Below are 22312 nucleotides of genomic sequence, written 5' to 3'. Positions count from 1 at the left end.
GCAGGAGTTTTACATGACCCGCCGTTTCGTCGATCTTTCCGTTCCGTTGGAAACCGGGATCGTTTCGGACCCGCCAATCATGCTGCCCGAAATCGAATACATGACCCATGATCAGACCGCCGAACAGGTCATGTCCTTCTTTCCCGGCTTGCAAAAAGAAGACCTGCCGGGCGGCGAGGGCTGGGCCATCGAGCGGCTACGGATCGCCACACATAACGGCACTCATCTGGACGCGCCGTATCATCATCACTCGACCATGAATAATGGCGAAAGGGCGATCACCATCGACGAGGTGCCGCTGGAATGGTGTATGAACCCCGGCGTGAAGCTGGACTTTCGCCACTTTGACGACGGCTATGTGGTGTCTGCTGAGGATGTCGAGGCCGAGTTGAAGCGGATCGGCCATACCTTGAAGCCGTTGGATATCGTGGTCGTGAACACCTCGGCGGGTACGCAATACGGACAGCCCGATTACCTGATGAAAGGTTGCGGTATGGGGCGTGGAGCGACGCTGTATCTGACCCGACACGGCGTGCGGGTTACCGGCACGGACGCCTGGAGCTGGGACGCACCCTTTGCGCTGACAGCGCAGGAATATGCCGAGACGCGCGACCCTTCGATCATCTGGGAAGGTCATCGGGCGTCGATGGATATCGGTTATTGCCACATTGAGAAATTGACCAATCTGGAAGACCTGCCACCAACGGGTTTCGAAATTTCGTGTTTTCCGTTCAAGATCAAGGGAGCCTCGGCGGGTTTTGTGCGCGCCGTCGCAATATTCGAGGAAGATCCAGATGACTAACCCCCTGAGCGGTCACGATGGACCCTATGACGCCCCGATTGAAATACGAGGGTTTACGGTTCTGTCGGAATGGATCGACTATAACGGCCACATGAATGTGGGGTTCTATGGCGTGGCCTTCGACCGCGCGTTGGATCACTTGATGGATGATCATCTGGGTCTGGGCGAGGCGCAGGTCAACGCATTGGGGCAGGGGCCTTACATCCTGCAGACGCATATGAATTTTTTGCGCGAGATTAGGCAGGACGAACCGTTCTGGTTTCGCTTTCGCATGTTGGATTCCGACCGGAAACGCGGGCACTACTTTGCTCAGATGCTATCTAGTGAGAACACGCTCTGCGCGACGCAAGAGGCGTTGTTTATGAATGTCAGCCACACGACCGGGCGTTCGGCACCCTACCCAGATTGGGCGGTCGCGCGGTTGGCCCGAATGGTTCAAGATCATGCACCGCTGGACCCCGCACCCCAGGTTGGACACGCGATAGGCATCCGCCGCAGCGATTAATAATCCCGTTCGAAAAATACGCCAACTCCGGTCTCACCACGCCCATCGACTGAGCCGCGGACGGTAAAATTGTCCGACACGTCAAGGTTCAGGTTCACCTCGGTGTCACCTTCGGTGTTGACGGTGAAATCGGTGTAGAGATTGTCGCTCAGATACGCTCCGGCCCCCAGACGGCCCGCACCGCCTTCGGACGCGCCGATATCCACCGTGTCAACGCCGGTCGAGTCGCGAAGCCCTTTGGTTGCATCCCCCCCGGCACCGCTGAGCTGCGCCAGAGACGCCGCCATCTGGGCGATCACAAAGGGTGAAATTTCGGAAAAGCGGTTACCGAACAAGAGCATGGCCAGTGCCTCTTCGGCGGGGCGTTCAGGGTCGGAATAAACGTCCACCTCGGGCGCATCTAACGGGCCCGCGATTTCGATTGTGGCGGTGCCATCGGACGTGCTGGTGGATGAGGCGAACTCGATATACGGCGTCAGGTCGCCTTGCAGTGTCACGATTCCTTTTGTCAGGGCCAGCCTGCGGCCCAGAATGTCGAAATTCCCCCGGATCAGTTCGATCTGGCCGGATGGGATAACTGCAGCGGTCGTGCCGCCGATATTCAGCCGCCCACCCAGTTCGGCATTAACACCCCGGCCACGCACGAAAACGGCTTTGGGCGCCAGCAGGCTGACATCCAGCGCGATACGTGAATCGCTTTTCTCCGCGCCTTCCTCGACAACAAGGCCGGCGCGTTCCCGTGTGAGGTAACCAGCCGAGCTTTCATTGACATGCCTGATCTCGGGGATCGGTGCGGCGCCCACGGCACCAGCCGCGGCAGCGAGGTTGATATTGGTTTCCTCAAAGGTGATCTGTCCGGTAATGGCGCTGTTGCCTGCCAGCGCTCCGGTCATAGCGATCTCGCCGTTCAGCGTGGTCTCATACAGAAGCTTGTCTGTTAGCACCAACTGATTGAGCCGCGTAACAATGTTCGCGTTCAGCGGCGGTGTCAGGTCCAATGGCCCCGAGATGGTAAAGGTGCCGCCCGCGCGCATACCGCCATTCAACGAGATATTGGCACGACTCTGCGCCAATTCGACCGAGCCGCTGATGCCGGTTATTGTCTGTCCGATCTCAGGGATCGCAATTGACGTGCCCGAAGTGGTGATAGAACCGCTGAGCGAACTTAGCTCGGGCTTCCCCTTGAGCCGCAGATCGTGCCTGGCCGATCCTTCGATCTTGTTGGGTGAGATAAAGATGTTGGCGACGCCCAGATTGATGCCACCCTGCGCCCGCAAATCGGCGTCGCCGCTGTTTTCATCGAAGGTTCCGGCGATGGTGCTGTTGATCTCAGCCGGACCATTGGCTGACCCGTCAATGGTCCAGACGCCGTTGTCGCGCTTGGCCGTGCCGGTTGCTGCAACGGTGCCGGGGAATTCGGGCGCGAACCGCTCGATCCTGTTCAGCTTGGCGTCGAACTCCAAATCGGCGGAACCATCGGTGTCTACCGTTCCGGTCAGGGCTGCATAGGAACTGTCCGGGCCGCTCAGGCGCATGTCCCCTTCCAGTCCCGATCCCGTTGGGGCAACATTCCCATCCAACGTCAGCGGGCCGGACATCGACGTCACGACACGGGACAGGTCGTCAAGCTGGGCCGAGAAGGTCACCCCCCCCGCCTCTCGGTCCAGTTTGCCCGAGGCTGTAGCCGATAGGGCAGTGCCCCTCAGGCTAAATGTACGGACTTCCATGCCGTCTTCGTCTTTATCGGCATCAATGTTCAGGGTCGTACGGCCCTGGATCAATTTATCGACCAGATCAATGCCGGTCTGAATGTCGTCGGCGTTCACATTGCCTTGAATGTCAAAGACACGATTGGCGAGATTTCCATTGCCCTGCACATTCGCGGCGACTGAGCCGCCTAGGTCCCGCTTGGCCAACCCCGAGAACAACGACAGATCTGGGGCGTTTACACGGGCGGTGCCGTCAACCGAAAGCTCTCCGGTAGGGTCATCCACCGTTGCGGCGGCTTTTGCGGTCAAGGCGGTGCCGTTGACTGTCGCTTCGCGGATTTCGATCTGATCGGCAGTGCGTGCCCCGTCCCAGGTGATCGTGGTCTTGCCGGTCAGCAACGGATCGATGTCAGACATGCCGGTTTTTATATCCTGTCCAATCACGCTGGCTGTGCCGTCGAATTCCAGGGTCTGCACTGTGCCTTTGCCATCCATTTCCGCCCGCAGGGCGCCGCCCAGTTCGCGCTTGGCCAGACCGGAAAAGACCGACAGGTCAGACGCATTCACGCTGGCCTTGCCGTCAATCGTCAGGTTGCCGTCAAGTGTCGTGACCTCGCCGCTGGCCTTTGCCTGCGCGGCCTCGCTGTTCAGGTCAAACTCGCGAATGGTGATACCATCGCTGCCTCGGCTGGCATCCAATGTGATGGTGGTTTCGCCTTTGATGACGGGATCGATATCGTCGCGCCCGGTGACCAGATTGCTGCCCTCAAGCACCAGCTTGCCGTCAAAGCTACGCTCTAATGGTGAGCCTGTGCCGTCAACGCGGGCCGAGGCACTACCGCCCAGATCAAGTTGCGCCAGGTCCGAGAACCGCGCCAGGTCCGATGCCTCAAGCGTGGCCGAACCGTCAACCGTCAGACCGCTGGTCAACCCGTCGATCAACGCATCCAGCCCCAGGGTATAGTCGGTTCCCACCAGTTCGAACCCCGACAGGTTCAACGACTGATCACTGCCGTAATCGAACTGTCCATCCAGCGTGATGTTCTCACCCAAGGCCGTGTTCAGGGCCTGATCATTCAGATCGATCCCGTCCACGATGGCCTGAAGGTCTCCCGTTACACTGAATGCGGTGCCCTGTTCCAACGTGCCCTGCGCGGTGATGCGGGCCGTGTCCAGTTTCGCTTGCGGAGATTGAAACGCGTTCGCCGTCAGGCTCAGATCCCACAAATTGCCGTTCTTCTGATCGAACAGAGCGGAAATCTGCGCCGCTTCAATTGAGGTATCGCCGCCTTTGACCGGCAATACGACCGTTGTTCCGTCGGGCGGGGTGATCCGACCCTGCAAGGCCACCAGTTGCAATGTGCCGCCTTCGGCCAATTGCAACTCTCCCTTTAGGTCCAGGGCTTGCGTGGTCAATTCCAGATCGGGGATGTCCAGCGCGCCCTGCGGTTTGGTTTGGCCGTCTACGAACAGGCGTGTTTTCGGGCCAAAGAACGGGTCCAGATCCTCGGCCATAAAGGGGGTCAGGTCGCCGCCCAGATCGGCGGTAAAGGCGATCCCGTCTGCCGCACCGGTTTCAGCGGCGCGCAGCTGTACCTGCCCTGTGACCTGTTGCTGATTGTCACTGCTCAGGGCGATATCGGCAGTGAAATCGGTCACTGGGCCGGTACCTGTGACCGACAGGCCGATCGGTGGGCTGTCCGGGATATTCAGCGCCGTTGATATCACGCCGCCTGCGGCCTCTTTCACCTGCAGGTCCAGATTGATCTCGCGCGAGGTGTTTTGGAACCCGGCGGTCAGTGTCACCTCATCCCCTCCGCGGTCCAGGCGCGTGACATCCAGATTGGTGTCCAATGTACCATCGGCCAGCGACAGGTTCCCAGTCACCGACAAATCGGCGGCAACCCCAATCAGTGGTTCACCCAGTGACAACTCATCAATCCTGATTTCACCGATCTCGATGGAAACGGGCAGTTCCGGCAGTTCGAAAGGTTTGGTCTCGGCTGTCGGCGCAGGGGTGTCCTTGGTGGTTGTGCCCGGCGCGCGGGCGATATCGATTTCCTGTGCGGTCAGGGCATTGACGGAAAACCGACCCCGTATAAGAGCCAGCCGGTTCCAGTCCAGTTCGGCATCCTTGATGGTTAGCCAGACGCCTTCGTCGTCCGACACTGTAATCTCTTCAATCGTGGCGCGGGCGCTCAGCGCGCCTTGCAGCCCTTTGACGGTGACGTTCTGATCATCTCCTGACAAGGTGTCCTGCAGGAAACGCTCTAACATGCTGCCGCCGCCATTATCCTCTTGCGCGAGTACAGGCGGCGCTGTCAGGATCAGCACCGTAGTCACAACCGGATATGAATACTGCCGTATCAAAACGCTTGTCCGATCCCGATATAGAATTGCAGACCATCTCCGGTGTCACCTTGAACTGGCAGGGCTAGGTCGAGGCGCAGCGGGCCGAATCCACCCAGATCATACCTGAATCCAAGCCCGGCGCCTGAATGGAATTCTGCATCGCTGCCGATGAATGAAGACGTGTCCACGGTACCGAAATCATAAAATCCGACAAGGGATATCGTATCGGTGATCTTGCCCCGGACTTCGCCGGACAATCCAATGAAGGACTTGCCGCCCGCTACACCGCCATTCACTGGTATGCCGAGGCTTTCGAACGGCTGCCCGCGCACGGTTCCAGCCCCGCCCGAGAAGAACAGAAAATCCGGGGTCACATTGCTTGGCGAAGGCCCGATGATCGACCCTATCTGAGCACGCCCGGCCAGAACGAGCCGCCCGCCCGTGCCCAAACTGGTATAGGCGCGTGTGTCGGCGAATAGCCGGATGCCCGTGTCAGTGCCGGAAAACCCAACGAACGGCATGATTTGCGCATCCAGATAGAATCCGCGAGTCGCGCTGACCTTGCTGTCACGCTCGTCCCATTCAGACCGGGTTGGGATAATGAAATAGCGGAACTTGCGGCCGCTGCCATAGGCGTCATCTGCATCCGACCACTGAAATCCAGCCGAGGCTTCGGCATAAAGCCGGTCGGAAAAGGTGCGACGCGCACCATAGGCCAGCGAGGCCACGGATACGTTGTAATTCTCGGTATTCCGCCGCTCCAGCAAAGCACTCCAAAAGGTATTGTCGTCCGGGCCCAGCCGGTCGGGCTGATCCAGGCGCAAACCGATGCGGCCGTCCAGATCCTCAGTTCCCCCGATGTTGCGCAACGCGGCTTCGAACCGCAGCCGTTCAGCGCGGCGAAAAACATTGCGATGTGTCCAGGTTGCGGTGACGTCCAGCCCGGCGTTTGAGGCCAGCTCGACCCCGAAGGTCAGGCGGCGTTTGGGCATGTCCTCAAAAGTTGCATCGAAATCCAACGTGCCATCGGGATTGGGCGTTTCATGTTCTTCGATCGAAACGATGCTGAATGTGCCTGTCCGACGCAAGCGGGTGCCGACCTTCTGGATTTCCGCTGGCGAGTAAACCTCGCCCGAGGGGAAACCAGCGATTTTGTTGATAGAGTGGTGGCGTACATCTGTATCGCCTTTGATGAACATCCTGCCAAAGGTCAGGCGCGGACCGGGTGCAAGGTCGATTTCAGCGTCCAGCATGTTTCGCGCGTGGCGGGCAATGACGGTTTGGTCTTCAAGCTGGGCTTTGGCATGTCCGGCGTCCCGCCAACCCTGCACCCCGGCCGAGGCCGCCTGTTGGATGGCCCCGGTCGTCGCCAGTTTGCCGGGTGCGAATTCTTCGGGCAGGATTGTTTCCGGCGTAACGGGGGCGACGACAGCCGTTCCAAAAGTGAAGGTCGGTCCGGTATTTACCGTGATAACCGCTCGGTTGATCGTGTTGGGTACGGTTAGCGAACTGATGTCAGCCGCTTCTCGGCCATCCAGCTTTATGCTGACGACCGGGCTGAAATAGCCCTCGTCATACAGAATCTGAACGAGTGTGCGGTAATCCGACAGGGCGGCAGACAGAACCTCGAGCGGGGTATCCAAGCCACGTTCATCTGCCGTCAGGACCGAGGAGGTTTCTTCGATACGTTCAACCACGCCCTGGGGCGCACCGGGCGCGGACAGGGATGTTTCCAGCGCGGCCAGAGATGAGGGCAGAGCGGCGGCGATAACGCCAAGCAGACAGTATTTCACAAAGGCCTTTGGCCTGCTTCCCCGCATTGAATGGCTCCAACTGCCCCAAGTCGAAATCAATTTCGCCGTCTTGTGTAAAACAACGGCTGATAACGTTCATGTTAGAGCATCAGTTTTCACACAGGGAAAGAACTTATCGAATGAGATGCCAAATTACCGGTTTGTGTGCCCCTCCAGCCCCTGTTTCCAGGGTTGGGTTTGCGGCGCTAGCCAATGATCGCGTTGGGGGCCGCTCCCGCCCGGTCCCATCGCATCAAAGATGCTTGTGACCCGTTGGGCCGGGCAGCGCACGGGCAGGCCCGCGCGCTGCGGTGCCGTTCGATCAGGGCTATGCCATCAGGCGGGCGACGTCGAGCATACGTGCTGAAAAGCCCCATTCATTGTCATACCAGCCGAAAATGCGAACCTGCCGGTCGCCGACCATTCGGGTCTCGGCGCCTGCAATGACCAAAGATTCCGGCCGTGTCCGTAAATCTGACGACACCAGCGGGTGATCGGTCCAACCCAGAACGGGAGACTGCGCGACCGCCTGGCGCAGTTCGGATTCAAAGTCAGTGATGGACATTCCGCGTTCAAGCGTCGCGACCAGATCCACCGCAGACACGCTGGCCGTAGGAACCCGCACCGCCGCGCCCGAGATGCGCCCCGCAAGATGCGGCATGACCTCATCAATCAAGTGCGTGGCGCTGGTGGTGGTGGGCACCATGGACAACGCGCCGGCGCGTGACCGGGCTAGATCGCCGCGCGGTGCGTCGATCATGGGTTGGCTGTTGGTATAGCAATGGATGGTCGTCATGTGGGCCGAGGCGATGCCGCCGATCCCATCCAGCACCTTGACCAGCGGGGCCAGCCCATTGGTTGTGCAGGATGCGTTTGATACGATCCGGGCGTTACCCAGTTGAGCTTCGTTGGCGCCCAAAACGATCGTGACTTCGGTTGCGGGCGAGGGGCCCGAGATAAGCACTTTGCCCGCCCCTGCGGTCAGCCCCTGGCTGGCAACATCCGAGGTGCGTGCGACCCCGGTGCAATCCATCAGGACATCCACGCCGCTCAGGTCGACGCGGGACAGATCAGGGCTGTGGGTCACTGGGATTGTGTGGCTGTCGATGACGAGGGTTCCGTCGCCGGTATCGACAGGCCCAGGGTAGGGGCCGAAAGTGCTGTCGTATTTGAACAGATAGGCACAGGTTTCCAGCGGTGCAATATCGTTGATCAGCACCAGCTCAATATCCTTGCCCCACGGCAACGCCAGCAGCTGCCGCAGGATCGTGCGGCCAATACGGCCGAATCCATTGATTGCGAGTTTCATGCGCAAGCTATGGCAGCGGGTCGAGCTGACCTCAATGCCCGTTTCGCGGCAGGATCAATTGCAGCTGACCTGCGAAAAGAACTGGCCTGAGATGTTTTGATACATGCTGGCCCGGATCGGCTTGCATCCGGTGGCTGCCTGAATGGCGGCCATGGCCTGAATAGTGCGCAGGCGCGGTGGCGGGCCGAACGGGTTCAGATTGTTGTTATCGCGCGTGGCGCGGTACACGACCGGGGCATCCGAGACCTGCGTAACAGCCCATGTGCGGCTCATGACGAAGACCGATTTGGTTTCCTCTTTGGCGGCAACAGGGGTCACCTCTAAGGCCGTCAGGCCAATTACAGCTGCCAGTGCCAGCAGGGATCCGCGCAGTACCATTGAACAATCTCCAGTGCTAAAAACGGTACTATTTCACCAGATTCAAGCGCTTCTGTGAACCCCTGCGCGGGAAAAACTGAATCGGCGTAAGTGGTTAGCCAGTGGTGGGGTGATTGCTGGTTCGCGTCTTTGCACAGTTGATCCTGGCTGTTTCGGTCCGTCCGCGCACCATGCGGAGCATTCGTGCGGGGTAGCTCAGTCGTGCCGGGCGAACGCCACGAATGACATGCCGTGCCAGTTGCGGCCTTAGACAATCGAAAGAATAACCCTGAACAACTTTAGCGTTCGCCCAACAGGGCTTGGCCCCCGTTCTTTGCCGGTATAGTCTTGAATGCAAATCTATTTCAGCAAGGCGAGGCGATCATGAAAGCCTGGATTTCTTCTACAGTTGTAGCAATCACGATACTGGGAACGTCCTTGGGTGTGCAGGCCCAAACGATTTCCCGAATCATCGCAGATATGGGCCTGAGCCCGGCAGACTTTGAGATATTGAGTGCGACTTCGGACGCGATGCTGGCAGGCGGTGCGCCTCGGGTCGGTGCAGAAAGCAATTGGGTAAACGACGAAACCGGATCGAAAGGCACGATTCGCGTCCGCGACGTACGTGACAACTGCGTACACCTGCAGCATTTCATTCGACCCGAAGGATCGGATCAGACCCGCGAAGTCAGGACCCGCCGGTGCCGCGACGCAGGCGGAAACTGGATCCTGACACCCTGATCTGGGTCTAGTAACCGCGGACCCTGTCGACTTCGTGCAGCAGGGGTTCTTCGGCGCTCAGGCGGCGGAAATTATCGCCCACATCTGCCAGCGCTTCGCCCAGATGCCAACCCGAGACATGCGGCGTGATAGTGACACCGGGATGTGTCCAAAGCGGGCTGTCAGACGGCAGCGGCTCGGTCGAGGTCACGTCCAGCACCGCATGGCCCGGCGTTTCTGCGTCCAACGCACTGATCAGGGCGGCCTCGTCGATCAGATCGCCGCGACCTGCGTTCAGCAACTGGCTACCCGGTTTCATTGCCGCCAGCATCCCGGCATCGAACAGTCCGATTGTCTGCGGGGTCGACGGTAAGATCGCACAGACATGGTCGCACTGACCCAGCAGCTCGGGCAGGGCTGCGTCACCATGCAGGCAGGTTACTCCGTCAATCTGCTTGGCTGAGCGGCTCCAACCCATCACCTGAAACCCGACCGCACGCAGCATTTTGGCGCTGCGGGCACCGATATGGCCTAGCCCCAGAACGCCGACCACGGTGTCAGGTGAATAGAGCGGTGCTCTGGGTGCCCATTCCGCGCGATTTTGCGCCTTTTCATAAAAGGTCATGTGTCGCTGATGACGCAGAACATAAGCGACGAACCATTCGGCAATACCCTGTGCGGGGGCGTCGGGTTTCAGCCGTGCGATACGCACATGCTCGGGCAGGTGCGGATTGCTGACGATGGTTTCGACCCCGGCGCCTAGTTTTTGCACAAGTTTCAGGTTGGGCAGCCGCTTGGGGTGGTCGTTGCTTAGGACAACCACGGCGACCATCGTGATGTCGGCCGGATCGCCAAGGGTTTCGGGCGTGCGTACATCCATGTCCGGGTGCAGCCGCCGAATGTCTTGGGCGATGTCGTTGTCGCTTATCCAGTCGGACAACCCGGTTTCGATCAGCAACGCCATGTCGCGCCCCCTCTGCTTCAATTTGCCTGCAATGACGTCCCGTCACCGAACTGGACATCGTTGGCGCAGCTAAGTCATTCTTTGGCGGAAGGTAAAGCCCGTTTGCAGGATCGTGTGAACAGGCGCGTACAGAAAACGTTTGAGGTAGCGTATGAACGGGACACAAGACCTGAGCCAACAGGCCTATTTTCATCTGCGCCCTGATGGCGCCTTTGTGGGCAATGACCCGGCGCGAGGGCCGTGGTCAGCGGATCACTGTCACGCGGGTCCGGTCAGCGGTCTGATCGTGCGCGCTGCGGAAACCGAGGTGGGACCGGAAAAGATGCTGACCCGCCTGACGGTCGATCTGCTGCGTCCGCAACCATTGACCGGGCTGCGTGTGGCCGCCGAGACCACACGCCACACCAAAACGCTGGCGACCACGCGGGTAACGGTTCACGATCTGGACGACACGCTCTGCGCCACTGCGACCACGATGCACTTGGCCCGCCGTAACCTGGGGCCGGTTCCGAATGTCACGATTGCTCCACCCCAGCTGGAGGATGCGGTGACGGGGCCATTTCCGATCGGCGAAATACGCCACGACCTGCCAGGCTTCGCCAACCACTCAGAAGTGCTGTACCCGAAAGACGGCAATCAGGGCGCCGGTCCCAAGACGGTCTGGATGCGCACACCGGCTTTGCTTGAGGGCGAGGACCCTTCGCCGATTCAGGCACTATGCCCGCTGGCCGATTGTGGCAACGGCATTTCGTGGAACGCACCGACGGCCGAGATGGGGTTCATGAACACAGATCTGACCGTGCAAATCCACCGTGAGCCGGTGTCGAATTGGCTGGCCTCAGAATCGCTGTGCCATTGGCAGCCGTCGGGGATCGGAATGTCCCAGTCCGTATTGTATGACACGCAAGGCCCTGTCGGTACGGCCCTGCAAACGCTGGTTCTGTTCCCACCAAAATGATCCTTTGGCCGGTTTCTGCGGGTGCTGATTGAATCGCATTGCCGCGCGTGATCTCAGGCCCTATCTTTCACGCATGCGTTGGATTGTAACCCTGTTGACCTGCTGCCTGCCGATCCCAGCAATGGCACACCCGCACGTCTTTATCGACACCGGGCTGGAATTCATTGTGGATGACGCTGGCCAACTGACCCATGTGCGCGTGACCTGGGCCTATGATGAACTTTACTCGCTGTATCAACTTGAAGACATGAAACTGGATCAGGATTTCGACGGCGTCCTCACTGAAAATGAAGAGAAATTCCTGGCCGGTTTCGATGCGCAGTGGATCGAAGGGTACAACGGCGACCTGGTCGTCTTGGCGGATGGCGTGCCCGTCTCGCTGTCCGGCCCGTTGGAACCGACAGCAACTACCGAGGATGGTCGTATCGTGACAACCCACTTGCGCGCGGTCGATGGCGACGCGGTGTCTGCATCTTCGCTGACGGCGAAGGCTTTTGATGAGACGTTCTACATTGCCTATGAATTGACCCGCCCGGTGACGGTGAGTGGCCCTGCGTCCTGTCAGATGGATCGGATCGACCCCGATATCGATGGTCAGCTGGCGCAGATGCAGGCCTTTTTGTTGACACTGGACGCCGATTACGACCTTGAGGAAAACGATATCCCGCTGGTCGGGGAAAACTTTGCGACCGAGATTTTCGTTTCATGTCCAAATACTTGATTGTTCCGGTTGCCATCGCCATAGCGTTGCTTCTGTGGTTCTGGGGCAGCGGTGGGTTTGACAGCTTGGCGGCATGGGCTGCGGGTGAGCAGCGCGAGTTTCAGAACCAGATCGCCCGATCCTTACGCGCCGCACGGGCGGAACAGCCCGAGGCCGTCGCCACCCTGCTAACGGTTTGTTTTGCTTATGGGTTCTTTCATGCCATCGGCCCAGGCCATGGCAAGGTGCTGATCGGCGGGTACGGGCTGGGTCGTCGGGTCGCCTTTTGGCGGTTATCCGCGATCAGCGTGCTGTCCAGTCTGGGGCAGGCGGTAACGGCGGTTGTGCTGGTTTACGCGGGCGTTCTGGTGTTTCAGATGTCACGCGAAAGCCTTGTGGGAACGACCGAACAGGTCATGGCCCCGATCAGCTATGCTGCCATCGCCGCGATAGGTCTGTGGCTGGTGTTTCGCGCCATTCGCAGCTTTGCCCGTAGACACCGCGATAACACGGCGCAAGCGCGTCACGACCACGATCATCACCATGGTCACGACCATCATCACGACCACGATGTCTGTTCAGATTGCGGCCATCGTCACGGCCCCTCAGCGGAAGAAGTTGCGCAGGTTGGTAGTCTGCGCGAGGCGTTGCTGCTGATTGCCGGTATCGCGGCCCGACCCTGTACCGGGGCGCTGTTTGTGCTGATCCTGACTTGGCAGATGGGAATCGCGATGGTTGGCATCGCCGGGGCGTTTGCCATGGCGCTGGGCACGGCGCTGGTGACGACTCTGGTCGGGTGGACGTCGTTCGGGTTGCGCGGTGGATTGCTGGCGTCGGCTTCGGCCACGCGGTTTGCATCTGTGCTGGCCCCGACCATCGAATTGGTGGCGGGTCTCACAATCGCGGTTATCGCCAGTGGTTTGCTACTGCGCGCGATTTAACCGAAGACCGGTTCCGGATACCCGACCCGCGCCAGGTACAAGCCCTGCGGCGGGCATACGGGCCCACAGGCGGCGCGATCAGCGGCCTGCAACGCGTCGCGCACATCCTCGGGCGTCCACGCGCCTGCACCGACACGCTCCAGAGTCCCCACAAAGCTGCGCACCTGATTGTGCAGGAACGACCGGGCGCGGACGTGAAAATGTATCTCGGGGCCGGAAAAGCCCTCAACCCGTTCAACCCGCAACTCATCCAGCGTTTTGACCGGGCTCGCAGCCTGACAGATGGATGAGCGGAAGGTGGTGAAGTCATGCTGCCCGATCAACATATCCGCCCCGGACTGCATGGCATCGACATCCAGCTGGTGATTGATCTGCCAGACCTGCCCGGCGTCATGGGTTGCAGGCGCACGACGCATCAGGATGCGGAACAGGTATTGCCTCTCTAACGCGGAAAACCGGGCGTGCCAGTCATCGTCCACCTGCGCTGCTTTGACGATGGCCACCGGTTGCGGCTTGAGGTGATAGTTCAGCGCCTCAGACAGGCGGAACGGGTCCCAGTCCTTGATCAGATCGCAATGGGCGACCTGACCCAGCGCATGCACGCCCGCATCGGTGCGGCCCGCAGCGGCAATGGTGTGATCGCCGGGCTGAATACGCGACAGGGCCTGTTCGATTGCCCCCTGCACAGACGACAATTCCTTTTGCCGCTGCCACCCGGCAAACGGTTCCCCTTGGTATTCGACTTTCAGCGCGTATCTAGGCATGGGCTGCTGGTAACGCGCCGCGCGGGGACGGGCAAGAGTGGGAAAGCGCTGGTATGTCTGCTGACCTCTACCTATCTTGAGCGAAACGAAAAAAGCGGGGCGACAGTTTGGTCATCTCATCCCTGGCAGACAGTCTTGTGCGCGGTGTTGAATCCGTGGGCGACCGTGTGTCTGAAACTCTGTTTGAACCGGTCATCCGTCTGGGCGTTACCGGGTTGGCGCGGTCGGGAAAGACGGTGTTCATCACGTCTCTGGTTGCGAATCTGCTGGATCGGGGACGGATGCCCGGATTGGTCGCGCAGCAGGAAGGCCGCATCAATTCGGTCTATCTGCAACCCCAGCCGGACGATACGGTGCCGCGCTTTGACTATGAAAACCACCTGGCCGCGCTGACCGGGCCACAGCCCCATTGGCCAGACAGCACCCGTGCCGTGTCCGAGCTGCGCCTGTCCTTCAAGGCCCGTCCAGCAGGGTTGCTTGCGGGTTTGCAGGGGCCGCGCACGGTTCATCTGGATATTGTGGATTATCCGGGTGAGTGGCTGCTGGACTTGGCATTACTGGACAAATCATACGAGCTCTGGTCAGCCGAAACCTTAAACCGTATCGAAACGCGGACCGAAGCGGCCGCGTATTTGGCGCAGGCCAGGGCCGCAAATCCTGCGGATGCTCATGACGAACCCACGGCGCAGGCGTTGGCCAAAGCCTTTGCTGCGTATTTGAATGCCGCACGGGATGCAGGGTTTTATGATTGCACGCCGGGGCGGTTTCTGTTGCCCGGCGATCTGGCGGGTTCTCCGGTGCTGACCTTTGCGCCATTGCCGGCGGAGGGCCACGCGCCGCGCCGTAGCTTGCACCGCGAAATGGCGCGCCGATATGAGGCGTATAAATCGCAAGTGGTGAAACCCTTCTTTCGCGATCATTTCTCGCGGATCGACCGTCAGGTGGTTCTGGTCGATGCGCTGGGTGCGATCCATAAAGGGCCGCAAGCGGTCGAGGATATGCGCCGGGCGATGGCCGATATCCTGTCGGCCTTTCGACCGGGGCGCAATGCGTGGCTCAGCCAGCTGCTGTTGGGCAAGCGGGTTGAACGTATACTGTTCGCAGCCACCAAGGCCGATCACCTGCACCACACACAGCACCCCCGTCTGACCCATATCATGGAGGCCCTGATCCGGGATGCCCGCGACAGGGCTAGCTTTGCCGGGGCCGAGACGGCGGCGCTGTCGCTGGCTGCCCTGCGCGCCACGACCGAGGAAATCCGAACGCATAACGAGGCAGATTTGCCTTGTGTGCGTGGGACGTTGCTGAACGGTAAACAGGCAGCCTTTTACCCCGGTGATCTGCCCGATGACCCGGCCCATTTGCTGGGCCCGGCCCGCAACGGGGCAGAAAGCTGGCTAGACAAGGATTTCGGTTTCATGGCTTTTGCACCCGCGCATCTGACCCTGCGTCCGGGCGATGGCCCGCCCCATATCCGGTTGGACCGTGCCACGCAGTTCCTGATCGGAGACCGCCTGTGACCGTAACCCTCCGCCCCGCGCGCACGACGGATGCCGGAAAAATCGGAGAGATCCTGTACGGCTTTGCCCGTGACAGCGACTGGATGCCCGAGCTACATACCTGCGCTGAAACCATCGCCTTTTGCGGTTGGATGATTGATCGGGGTTGGGTCACCGTGGCCGAAACCGATACTGACGTTGTGGGGTTTTTAGCGCTCAACGGGACGGAAGTTCATTCCTTGTATCTGACGCCGCCAATATGCGGGCAGGGGATTGGGCAGCGCTTGCTGGACCATGCCAAATCCGATCAGGCAGAACTGTCCCTGTTTGCGTTTCAGGCCAACCACGGCGCGTGCCGGTTTTATGAACGCAACGGTTTTGCCGAAGTGGCCCGCAGTGACGGGGCTGACAATGATGAAAACCTGCCCGACATCAAATATGTCTGGTGGCGGAAAGGGGCGGCGGATGGCTAAAGGTCCGGTACTGATCGATCTGGATACGGAAGAGTCTGCGGCCGACGTAGCACAGGCCCCGCCGGTTCCCGATATTGAGCCGCCGCAGGGCCAAGCGATGCAAGCGGCTGCGCGGCTGGCTGCGCGGAAACCCTCGGTCCTGTCACGCTGGTTTTGGGGTCTGGCACTGGCCGTGATTGGCGCGGTCGTTTCTGTTGCCGCATGGGATTTCGCCACCTCGCTGTTGTTGCGGTCACCGATATTGGGCTGGGCCGTAACCGGCTTGATCGGTGCGCTGGTCTTGGTCGCCCTGATCATCGCCCTTCGGGAGCTGGCAGCCATCGGGCGCTTGTCCCGCGTGGATGGGATGCGCCGCGCCGCAGATGCCGCGCTGGCCGAGGGTGATTTGGCGCAGGCTCGCACAGTCACCAACCGCCTGATCGCGTTTTACAAAGGGCGCGAGGAAACACGGTGGGGCCGCGACCGTCTGGCTGAAAGGATGGGTGAGCAATTCGACGCCTCAACCCTGTTGACCTTGGCCGAGGACGAATTGCTGGCCCCGCTGGACGCCGCCGCCAGCCGCGAGGTCGAAGCCGCCGCCCGGCAGGTTGCCACGGTGACCGCACTGGTTCCGCTGGCACTGGCGGATGTTGTGACGGCGCTTGCGGCCTCATTACGGATGATCCGCCGAGTGGCCGAGATATATGGCGGGCGCGCGGGATTTCTGGGCAGCTGGCGCCTGACCCGCGCCGTGTTCGTGCATCTGGTGGCGACCGGGGCCGTGGCTGTGGGTGACGATCTGCTGGAACCCATTCTGGGCGGGTCGATCCTCAGCAAACTGTCGCGCCGGTTCGGCGAGGGGTTGGTGAATGGTGCGCTCAGCGCTCGAGTTGGCGTGGCTGCGATGGAAGTCTGCCGACCACTGCCATTTTCAGACCGGCACAAGCCGTCCACGCGTGGGATGATCAAACGCGCGCTCAGCGGGTTGTTTTCCAAAACTTGACCTGACGCAAAGTCCTGTGGCCCGCTGGCGTGCATAACAAAGCCGGAGCCAGCCATGACCGATCACGGACACAGCCAGCAGGAAATCGCCGCGCGGATCAATGCGCCTCCGGGGCGAGGGGTACTGCGGGATGTGGTGTATGGCGGCATCGACGGATCGGTCACCACCTTTGCTATTGTAGCCGGGGTTGCCGGAGCGGGGCTTTCGCCGTTCATCATCGTGGCGCTGGGGCTGGCCAATGTTCTGGCCGACGGGTTTTCCATGGCTGCCGGGAATTACTCAGGCACCAAGGCCGAGCTGGACAACATCCGCCGCATCCGCGCCATCGAGGAACGCCACATCAGCCTTTACCCGGATGGTGAACGCCGTGAGGTGCGCGAGATACTAGCCCAAAAGGGCCTGTCAGGCGACGTTCTGGAAGAAGCAACCGATGCAATCACCGCCAACCACGACAATTGGATCAACCTGATGGTCGAAGGCGAATATGGGTTGGGCAGCGTCGACCCCCATCCGCTCAAAGCCGCCATGGCGACTTTCATCGCCTTTCTTGTCGCCGGCATGGTGCCTTTGTTGCCATTCCTTTTGTCGGTCGATCATGCCTTTGCCGTCTCGGCCTGCATGACGATGGGTGTTTTCTTTGCCATTGGGGCCTTCAAAGCCCATTGGTCGCTGTCCCCGTGGTGGCGGTCCGGGCTCGAGACCTTTTTGATCGGCGGGGCGGCGGCCTTGATCGCGTATCTTGTCGGCTCGCTGTTTCACCCCTGACGGCCAAGATTGTCGCAGGACGTCCCATGGGGCTGGTTAAATCCTAGCCAGCGGCTAGGCTGCCGCGAACAGGTTCAGGGGAATTAGCAACTATTGCGGCTTGAGAGCAAAAATGTCCTGGTTTTGGGGGCTTATGGCTTCATCGGCGCGGCGGTGGCGCGGTCTCTTCAAGCTGAGGGCGCGCATGTGGCGGCCTTTGTGCGCAACGTGAAAACCGGGATGCAGGTCCTGCCAGGTGTCACACAGGTGCAAGGTGACTTGCGGTTCTGCCTACAGCCTGAGGACTGGGTCGCGCATCTGGAACATGTCGACTGTGTCGTGAACTGTGCAGGAGCGTTGCAGGATGGTCCTTCCGACGATCTTGAGGCGGTTCACCACACCGCCGTCGCAGCCCTGGGCCAAGCCTGTGCGCGACAGCGCATTGCTGTGGTCCAAATTTCTGCCATTGGTGCTGACCCTGATGCAGACACGGATTTCATGCGCACCAAGGCGGCTGGGGATGCGGCGCTGCGGGCCTGTGATGTGCCGCTTTGGATATTCAAACCCGGTCTGGTGATCGGCCAATCCGATTACGGTGGAACCGCGTTGCTGCGCATGCTGGCGGCCGTCCCTTTGGTGCAACCCATCGCGTATCCGCAAACGCCTGTTCAATGTGTGGGCATGCCGGACCTGTGCCGCGCCGTGATTGCAGCCGTGGCCGATGAGATCCCGCAGGGCACATACGATCTAGTCGAAGATACCCCGGCCCCATTATCTGATGTTCTGGCCGAGACACGCCGATGGATGGGCTTCACTCCGGCACGGATCACGGCGCGTATGCCAGCGGCCATCGCAGGCCTGATCACAGGCGGCGCGGATGCCTTGGGTCATTTGGGGTGGCGTTCGCCCCTGCGCAGTAATGCAATGACCTTGATGAGCGACGGAGTAATTGGCGATCCGGAACCTTATCGCGCCGCCACATGTCAGTCTCTGGCGCGCTTGCCCCGGATTTATGCGGGCCTGGCCTGTTCCCACGAACATCGGCTGACTGCCAGGATGTCGTTGCTGATGCCATTGGTCGTTGCCGTGCTAAGCCTGTTCTGGCTGCTGTCTGGCCTGTTCGGGCTGATTGGTCTGCCTAAGGCTACATCGGTTCTGACCGGGGCCGGGTGGAGCACCGGAATGGCCGTTGCCAGCGTTCTATTGTGGTCAATTCTGGATATTGCTTTAGGGCTTGCCATCCTGTGGCGACCCTGGGCTGCGCGCGCCTGTCTGGCGCAGGTCGCGGTGGCCTTGTTCTATTTGCTGGCGGCCAGTTTCACCGTACCCGGCCTGTGGCTGGACCCGCTTGGCCCGTTGATCAAAACCCTGCCAGCGATGACACTCTCGCTTGTCGCCTGGCCTCTATTGCAGAGCCGCTGATGGACCCTGACCTGATCCTGCGATGGCTGCATATTGTCGGCGCATGCGTCCTGTTGGGCACGGGGGCAGGCATCGCGTTTTTTATGCTGATCGCGCATCGTTCCGGTGACGCCCGGTTCATCGCGCAGACCGCAGGAACCGTGGTGCTGGCCGATCTGCTATTCACGGCAACGGCGGTTGTGCTGCAACCGGTGACAGGCGGGTTGCTGGCTTGGCGCCTGGGTTGGCCCATGACCGAGGGGTGGGTCCTCGCCTCGCTGGTGCTTTTTGCGGTGGCCGGGGTGTTCTGGTTGCCTGTGGTGTGGATACAGGTTCGGTTGCGCGGGTTGGCGCAGGCCGCCGCAGAGGCGAACACGCCACTACCCCGGACCTATCACCGCCTGTTCCGCATATGGTTCGCTTGCGGATTTCCTGCCTTTGCGTCGGTTTTGATTATCATCTGGCTGATGATCGCCCGCCCGTCGATTGGTTGGATCTAGCAGAGGGTTCGACAAGCAACTCATCTGGATTTCTGACTGTTGCTGACTGTGCGCGTCAGATAGCCTGAAGTCTAAACCACTCGGAGAACCCCTTGGAATCCCTTCTTGTCCTAGTCGGATTGATTGTGCTGGCCATTCCGGTCGCCATCGTCGTGTTGTTGGTGAACCAGACGCGCCTGCGCCGCCGGGTAGAGCATTTGGAGCAGAAAATTCGGTCACTTGGCAGTGATGCCCCCGAAGCGCAACAGGCCGAGCGGCGCAAGCCGTCCGAAAAGTCGGACAAACCTTCAAAACCCGCCCCGTGGTCCCCCGCTAAGGCTCAGAAAGTCGATCGCCCGGCCGAAGAAACACCACCCGCAGCCGTTGTGTTCCGCGAAGATCGAATGGCCGCCCTGACTACCTGGCTGCGCGAGAACTGGTTCTACGCGGTCTCGGCCCTGTCTCTGGCGCTGGCGGGGATATTTCTGGTCCAATACGGCGTCGAAAACGGGCTGTTGCCGCCATCCGCTCGGGTGATCGCGGCGTTGCTTTTCGGCGCAGTGCTGATCGTTGCCGGAGAGGTCATCCGGCGCAGATATGGTGATGACGAAAGCACAGCGACTGCCTATTTGCCGTCGGTCTTTTCCGGTGCTGGGCTGGTCACGCTGTTCGGAGGCGTACTGGCCGCGCGACAGCTTTATGACCTGATCGGACCCGAGGTCGCTTTGACCGCAATGGTCGTGGTTGCGCTGGTGGGTTTGGTGTTGGGTTGGTTTCACGGCCCTTTGCTTGCCGCCGTCGGATTGATCGGAGCGTTCTCGGCCCCCTACGTGGTTGGTGGCACATCCGAGAACCCAAGTTGGTTGTATGCCTATTTCCTCGTCATCGCTGTTCTGGGTCTGGGGATCGACACGGTGCGGCGCTGGGCATGGATCTCGGTTCTGACCTTGTTTGGGGCCTATACAACCTGCCTTCTGCTGGTGCTGTCTTCGCCCCTGACCGAGGGCGTATACTTGATTTGCGTGACGGCGCTGGCTGTGATCGCCATCGCAATTCCGGTCCGGCGCGTTTGGCCCAATCATGGCGGGTCGATGATCAGCGAAATCGTTAGGCGGAAAAAGGGGGACGCATGGCCGGAATTCCCGACCCGGCTTGGATTTAGCGCCATTGCTGTCAGTGCAGCGATTGTGTCATTGCACTGGGCGGACAGCGTCGATGAGTTCTGGCTGGGCGTTACTCTGCTGTCGGGGATGACCCTTGGATTGATGATTTGGGGGCGGCGAGCCGAGGCGTTGCAGGACGCCACAGTACTGCCTGCGCTTGGCCTGGTCTGGTATGTCCTGATGCATGGCTGGGACAACGGGATCGCTTTGCGTCAATTTGCCGAGACCTTTGCAGAGACGCCCGAGGCTGATTTTCCTTGGGTGGTGACCATTCTCACCGCCCTTGGCGTGGTTATTTCGATCACTGCGGCGTGGCGGTCGATGAATGCGCAAAGATACGTGGCAATCTGGGCCGGAGGAGCGGCGGTCTTTGCCCCCGCGTTGGCCATCGCGCTTGAGGTCGGCTGGCATCCGGCCCACGTCATCGGGGCATACCCCTGGGCCCTGCACGCAATTGCGTTGGGCGTGCTGATGGTCGTTCTGGCAGAGCGTTTTGCGCGCGTAGATGGCGAGGATCGGATGCGTCCGGCTTTGGCTACGATATCGGCCCTGTCCTGCCTCAGCTTTGCCTGCATCATTGTTCTCAGCTCGGCCGCGTTGACCATTGCGCTGGTTGTGATGGTCGTGGTGGCAGCGGCGCTGGACCGCCAATTCAAACTGCCACCGATGACTTGGTTCATCTGGGCAGGCGTGTTCACCGTCACCGTTCGGTTGGTTCTGACCCCGGGCCTAGTCTGGGCCAGCTATGCACCGGTGCCTGAGATGTCGCTGGTCTACGGCGGGGCCACCGTGGGATTTGTAGTTGGGTGGTTGCTGCTGCGACCGCTGCACCGCCCGGTGGCGAGCCTGTTGCTGGAAAGCGCGGCTTGGGCAACCGGGGGCATACTGCTGTCCCTGCTTTTGGAACGCTGGCTGCAAAGCTTTGGCGAAGGCAATGCCACCAACAGTCACTGGGGATTGGGCTTGCTGGCGATTATCTGGCTGCTGCTCGCTTTCGCGCAAGTCCAGCGGTTGGAGCTGGGGGGTAAGCTGAACTACGTCCGCTATCTGCTAGCCGCATTCTTTGCCGGTCATGGCGTGTTGCGGCTGGTGGAGGCAGTGGTCGAGGCGAACCCGCTGCTCAGCACAGCCGTGCCACCGGTTCTGGGACCGCCGGTTCTGAATACGCTGGCGGTCGCCTATCTGCTGCCTGCGCTGATCATCGGTTTCTCGGTCTGGCGCATTTACGCAACCCCGCTTTGGCTGAAACGCGCCTGTTGGGGAATGGCCAGTGTACTTGCCGCCCTTTGGTTGGGGCTGATGATCCGCCATATCTGGCAGGGCGCTGCGGGGATGTATGAAGGCAACGGCGTGTCTCAGCCTGAACTTTATACCTATACCATGGCCCTGCTGGCGATTGGTGCTGTGTTGTTCTACCAGTCGCTGGCGCGCCGATCCGACCTGATGCGCAAGGCAGGTCTGGCGGTAATCGGGCTGGCCGTGGCCAAGGTGTTCCTGATCGATATCGCTGGCCTGGGCGGGCTGATCCGGGTGTTCTCGTTGTTGGCGCTGGGCCTCGCACTGGCCGGTCTGGCATGGCTGAACCGCTGGGCCAAGCTGCGCCATTCGCCGCAGGACCCGGAACCTCTGGACCATTGAGGGCGGGCGTCCTATAAGCGCGGCCATGTATGACCGGATGGCCATCATTATTCGAATTA

General features: G+C 60.4%; 19 protein-coding genes. 13 read left to right on the top strand and 6 right to left on the bottom strand.

The window, feature by feature from the left end; all coding sequences use genetic code 11:
- Positions 1 to 13: 13 nt before the first annotated feature.
- On the top strand, positions 14 to 802 hold the full coding sequence (locus tag AB1A64_RS19060) for a cyclase family protein (RefSeq protein WP_366553236.1): 789 nt from the start codon (positions 14 to 16) through the stop codon (positions 800 to 802).
- On the top strand, positions 795 to 1307 hold the full coding sequence (locus AB1A64_RS19055) for a thioesterase family protein (protein WP_366553234.1): 513 nt from the start codon (positions 795 to 797) through the stop codon (positions 1305 to 1307). The genes AB1A64_RS19060 and AB1A64_RS19055 overlap by 8 nt, the downstream gene beginning before the upstream one ends.
- Here AB1A64_RS19055 and AB1A64_RS19050 read toward each other — a convergent pair.
- From AB1A64_RS19050 to AB1A64_RS19035, 4 genes are all read right to left on the bottom strand, one after another.
- Positions 1304 to 5386 (bottom strand): translocation/assembly module TamB domain-containing protein, encoded by a 4083-nt coding sequence (locus tag AB1A64_RS19050; RefSeq protein ID WP_366553232.1) that lies wholly within the window; start codon positions 5384 to 5386, stop codon positions 1304 to 1306. The genes AB1A64_RS19055 and AB1A64_RS19050 overlap by 4 nt on opposite strands.
- Positions 5383 to 7188, bottom strand: coding sequence for a BamA/TamA family outer membrane protein (locus AB1A64_RS19045; protein ID WP_366553230.1), 1806 nt, complete (start codon positions 7186 to 7188; stop codon positions 5383 to 5385). Before AB1A64_RS19045 ends, AB1A64_RS19050 begins: the two co-directional genes overlap by 4 nt.
- Positions 7189 to 7489: 301 nt before the next feature.
- Positions 7490 to 8470: a glyceraldehyde 3-phosphate dehydrogenase NAD-binding domain-containing protein gene (locus AB1A64_RS19040; protein WP_366553228.1), complete on the bottom strand. Its 981-nt coding sequence runs from the start codon at positions 8468 to 8470 to the stop codon at positions 7490 to 7492.
- A gap of 54 nt (positions 8471 to 8524) precedes the next feature.
- Positions 8525 to 8848, bottom strand: coding sequence for a hypothetical protein (locus AB1A64_RS19035; RefSeq protein WP_366553226.1), 324 nt, complete (start codon positions 8846 to 8848; stop codon positions 8525 to 8527).
- A 363-nt stretch (positions 8849 to 9211) separates the two neighbouring features.
- Here AB1A64_RS19035 and AB1A64_RS19030 point away from each other — a divergent pair, with 363 nt between their 5' ends.
- A complete protein-coding gene (locus tag AB1A64_RS19030; RefSeq protein WP_366553224.1) occupies positions 9212 to 9568 on the top strand; it encodes a hypothetical protein in 357 nt (118 codons plus the stop codon).
- Between the two features lie 7 nt (positions 9569 to 9575).
- Here AB1A64_RS19030 and AB1A64_RS19025 read toward each other — a convergent pair whose 3' ends face one another.
- On the bottom strand, positions 9576 to 10511 hold the full coding sequence (locus AB1A64_RS19025) for a glyoxylate/hydroxypyruvate reductase A (RefSeq protein WP_366553222.1): 936 nt from the start codon (positions 10509 to 10511) through the stop codon (positions 9576 to 9578).
- Positions 10512 to 10662: 151 nt separating this feature from the next.
- Between AB1A64_RS19025 and AB1A64_RS19020 the strand changes: the two genes are divergently transcribed.
- The 3 genes from AB1A64_RS19020 (at position 10663) to AB1A64_RS19010 (ending at position 13110) form a co-directional block, all read left to right on the top strand.
- Complete coding sequence (locus tag AB1A64_RS19020; RefSeq protein WP_366553220.1) at positions 10663 to 11469, top strand: thioesterase family protein; 807 nt, start codon at positions 10663 to 10665, stop codon at positions 11467 to 11469.
- Between the two features lie 73 nt (positions 11470 to 11542).
- Positions 11543 to 12190 (top strand): DUF1007 family protein, encoded by a 648-nt coding sequence (locus AB1A64_RS19015; RefSeq protein WP_366553218.1) that lies wholly within the window; start codon positions 11543 to 11545, stop codon positions 12188 to 12190.
- The gene (locus AB1A64_RS19010; protein WP_366553216.1) at positions 12175 to 13110 is read left to right on the top strand and encodes a hypothetical protein; all 936 of its coding nucleotides are present in this window, start codon (positions 12175 to 12177) and stop codon (positions 13108 to 13110) included. Before AB1A64_RS19015 ends, AB1A64_RS19010 begins: the two co-directional genes overlap by 16 nt.
- Here the strand turns inward: AB1A64_RS19010 and truA are convergent.
- Positions 13107 to 13874: a tRNA pseudouridine(38-40) synthase TruA gene (truA, locus tag AB1A64_RS19005; protein ID WP_366553214.1), complete on the bottom strand. Its 768-nt coding sequence runs from the start codon at positions 13872 to 13874 to the stop codon at positions 13107 to 13109. The genes AB1A64_RS19010 and truA overlap by 4 nt on opposite strands.
- Positions 13875 to 13981: 107 nt before the next feature.
- On the opposite strand from truA, the gene AB1A64_RS19000 reads away from it, so the two are divergent.
- The 7 genes from AB1A64_RS19000 (at position 13982) to AB1A64_RS18970 (ending at position 22253) form a co-directional block, all read left to right on the top strand.
- Positions 13982 to 15394, top strand: coding sequence for a YcjX family protein (locus AB1A64_RS19000; protein ID WP_366553212.1), 1413 nt, complete (start codon positions 13982 to 13984; stop codon positions 15392 to 15394).
- Complete coding sequence (locus AB1A64_RS18995; RefSeq protein ID WP_366553210.1) at positions 15391 to 15846, top strand: GNAT family N-acetyltransferase; 456 nt, start codon at positions 15391 to 15393, stop codon at positions 15844 to 15846. The genes AB1A64_RS19000 and AB1A64_RS18995 overlap by 4 nt, the downstream gene beginning before the upstream one ends.
- Positions 15839 to 16828, top strand: coding sequence for a TIGR01620 family protein (locus AB1A64_RS18990; RefSeq protein WP_366553208.1), 990 nt, complete (start codon positions 15839 to 15841; stop codon positions 16826 to 16828). Before AB1A64_RS18995 ends, AB1A64_RS18990 begins: the two co-directional genes overlap by 8 nt.
- Before the next feature lie 54 nt (positions 16829 to 16882).
- A complete protein-coding gene (locus AB1A64_RS18985) occupies positions 16883 to 17593 on the top strand; it encodes a VIT1/CCC1 transporter family protein (RefSeq protein ID WP_366553206.1) in 711 nt (236 codons plus the stop codon).
- 93 nt (positions 17594 to 17686) lie between these two features.
- Positions 17687 to 18994: an SDR family oxidoreductase gene (locus AB1A64_RS18980; protein WP_366553204.1), complete on the top strand. Its 1308-nt coding sequence runs from the start codon at positions 17687 to 17689 to the stop codon at positions 18992 to 18994.
- Positions 18994 to 19473: a DUF2269 domain-containing protein gene (locus AB1A64_RS18975; RefSeq protein ID WP_366553202.1), complete on the top strand. Its 480-nt coding sequence runs from the start codon at positions 18994 to 18996 to the stop codon at positions 19471 to 19473. Before AB1A64_RS18980 ends, AB1A64_RS18975 begins: the two co-directional genes overlap by 1 nt.
- A gap of 92 nt (positions 19474 to 19565) precedes the next feature.
- Positions 19566 to 22253: a DUF2339 domain-containing protein gene (locus tag AB1A64_RS18970; RefSeq protein ID WP_366553200.1), complete on the top strand. Its 2688-nt coding sequence runs from the start codon at positions 19566 to 19568 to the stop codon at positions 22251 to 22253.
- The last annotated feature ends 59 nt before the right edge of the window (positions 22254 to 22312 follow it).

Source organism: Ruegeria sp. ANG10 (assembly GCF_040705255.1).
Taxonomy (GTDB): Bacteria; Pseudomonadota; Alphaproteobacteria; order Rhodobacterales; family Rhodobacteraceae; genus Ruegeria.
This window is presented reverse-complemented; position numbering and strand designations above follow the sequence as displayed.

Coding starts and splice junctions, on each gene's coding strand:
- AB1A64_RS18985 (WP_366553206.1), top strand. CDS start 16,883: ATGACCGATCACGGACACAGCCAGCAGGAAATCGCCGCGCGGATCAAT.
- AB1A64_RS19025 (WP_366553222.1), bottom strand. CDS start 10,511: ATGGCGTTGCTGATCGAAACCGGGTTGTCCGACTGGATAAGCGACAAC.
- truA (WP_366553214.1), bottom strand. CDS start 13,874: ATGCCTAGATACGCGCTGAAAGTCGAATACCAAGGGGAACCGTTTGCC.
- AB1A64_RS18990 (WP_366553208.1), top strand. CDS start 15,839: ATGGCTAAAGGTCCGGTACTGATCGATCTGGATACGGAAGAGTCTGCG.
- AB1A64_RS19040 (WP_366553228.1), bottom strand. CDS start 8,470: ATGAAACTCGCAATCAATGGATTCGGCCGTATTGGCCGCACGATCCTG.
- AB1A64_RS19020 (WP_366553220.1), top strand. CDS start 10,663: ATGAACGGGACACAAGACCTGAGCCAACAGGCCTATTTTCATCTGCGC.
- AB1A64_RS19035 (WP_366553226.1), bottom strand. CDS start 8,848: ATGGTACTGCGCGGATCCCTGCTGGCACTGGCAGCTGTAATTGGCCTG.
- AB1A64_RS19060 (WP_366553236.1), top strand. CDS start 14: ATGACCCGCCGTTTCGTCGATCTTTCCGTTCCGTTGGAAACCGGGATC.
- AB1A64_RS19010 (WP_366553216.1), top strand. CDS start 12,175: ATGTCCAAATACTTGATTGTTCCGGTTGCCATCGCCATAGCGTTGCTT.
- AB1A64_RS19045 (WP_366553230.1), bottom strand. CDS start 7,188: ATGCGGGGAAGCAGGCCAAAGGCCTTTGTGAAATACTGTCTGCTTGGC.
- AB1A64_RS18975 (WP_366553202.1), top strand. CDS start 18,994: ATGGACCCTGACCTGATCCTGCGATGGCTGCATATTGTCGGCGCATGC.
- AB1A64_RS19030 (WP_366553224.1), top strand. CDS start 9,212: ATGAAAGCCTGGATTTCTTCTACAGTTGTAGCAATCACGATACTGGGA.
- AB1A64_RS19015 (WP_366553218.1), top strand. CDS start 11,543: ATGCGTTGGATTGTAACCCTGTTGACCTGCTGCCTGCCGATCCCAGCA.
- AB1A64_RS19055 (WP_366553234.1), top strand. CDS start 795: ATGACTAACCCCCTGAGCGGTCACGATGGACCCTATGACGCCCCGATT.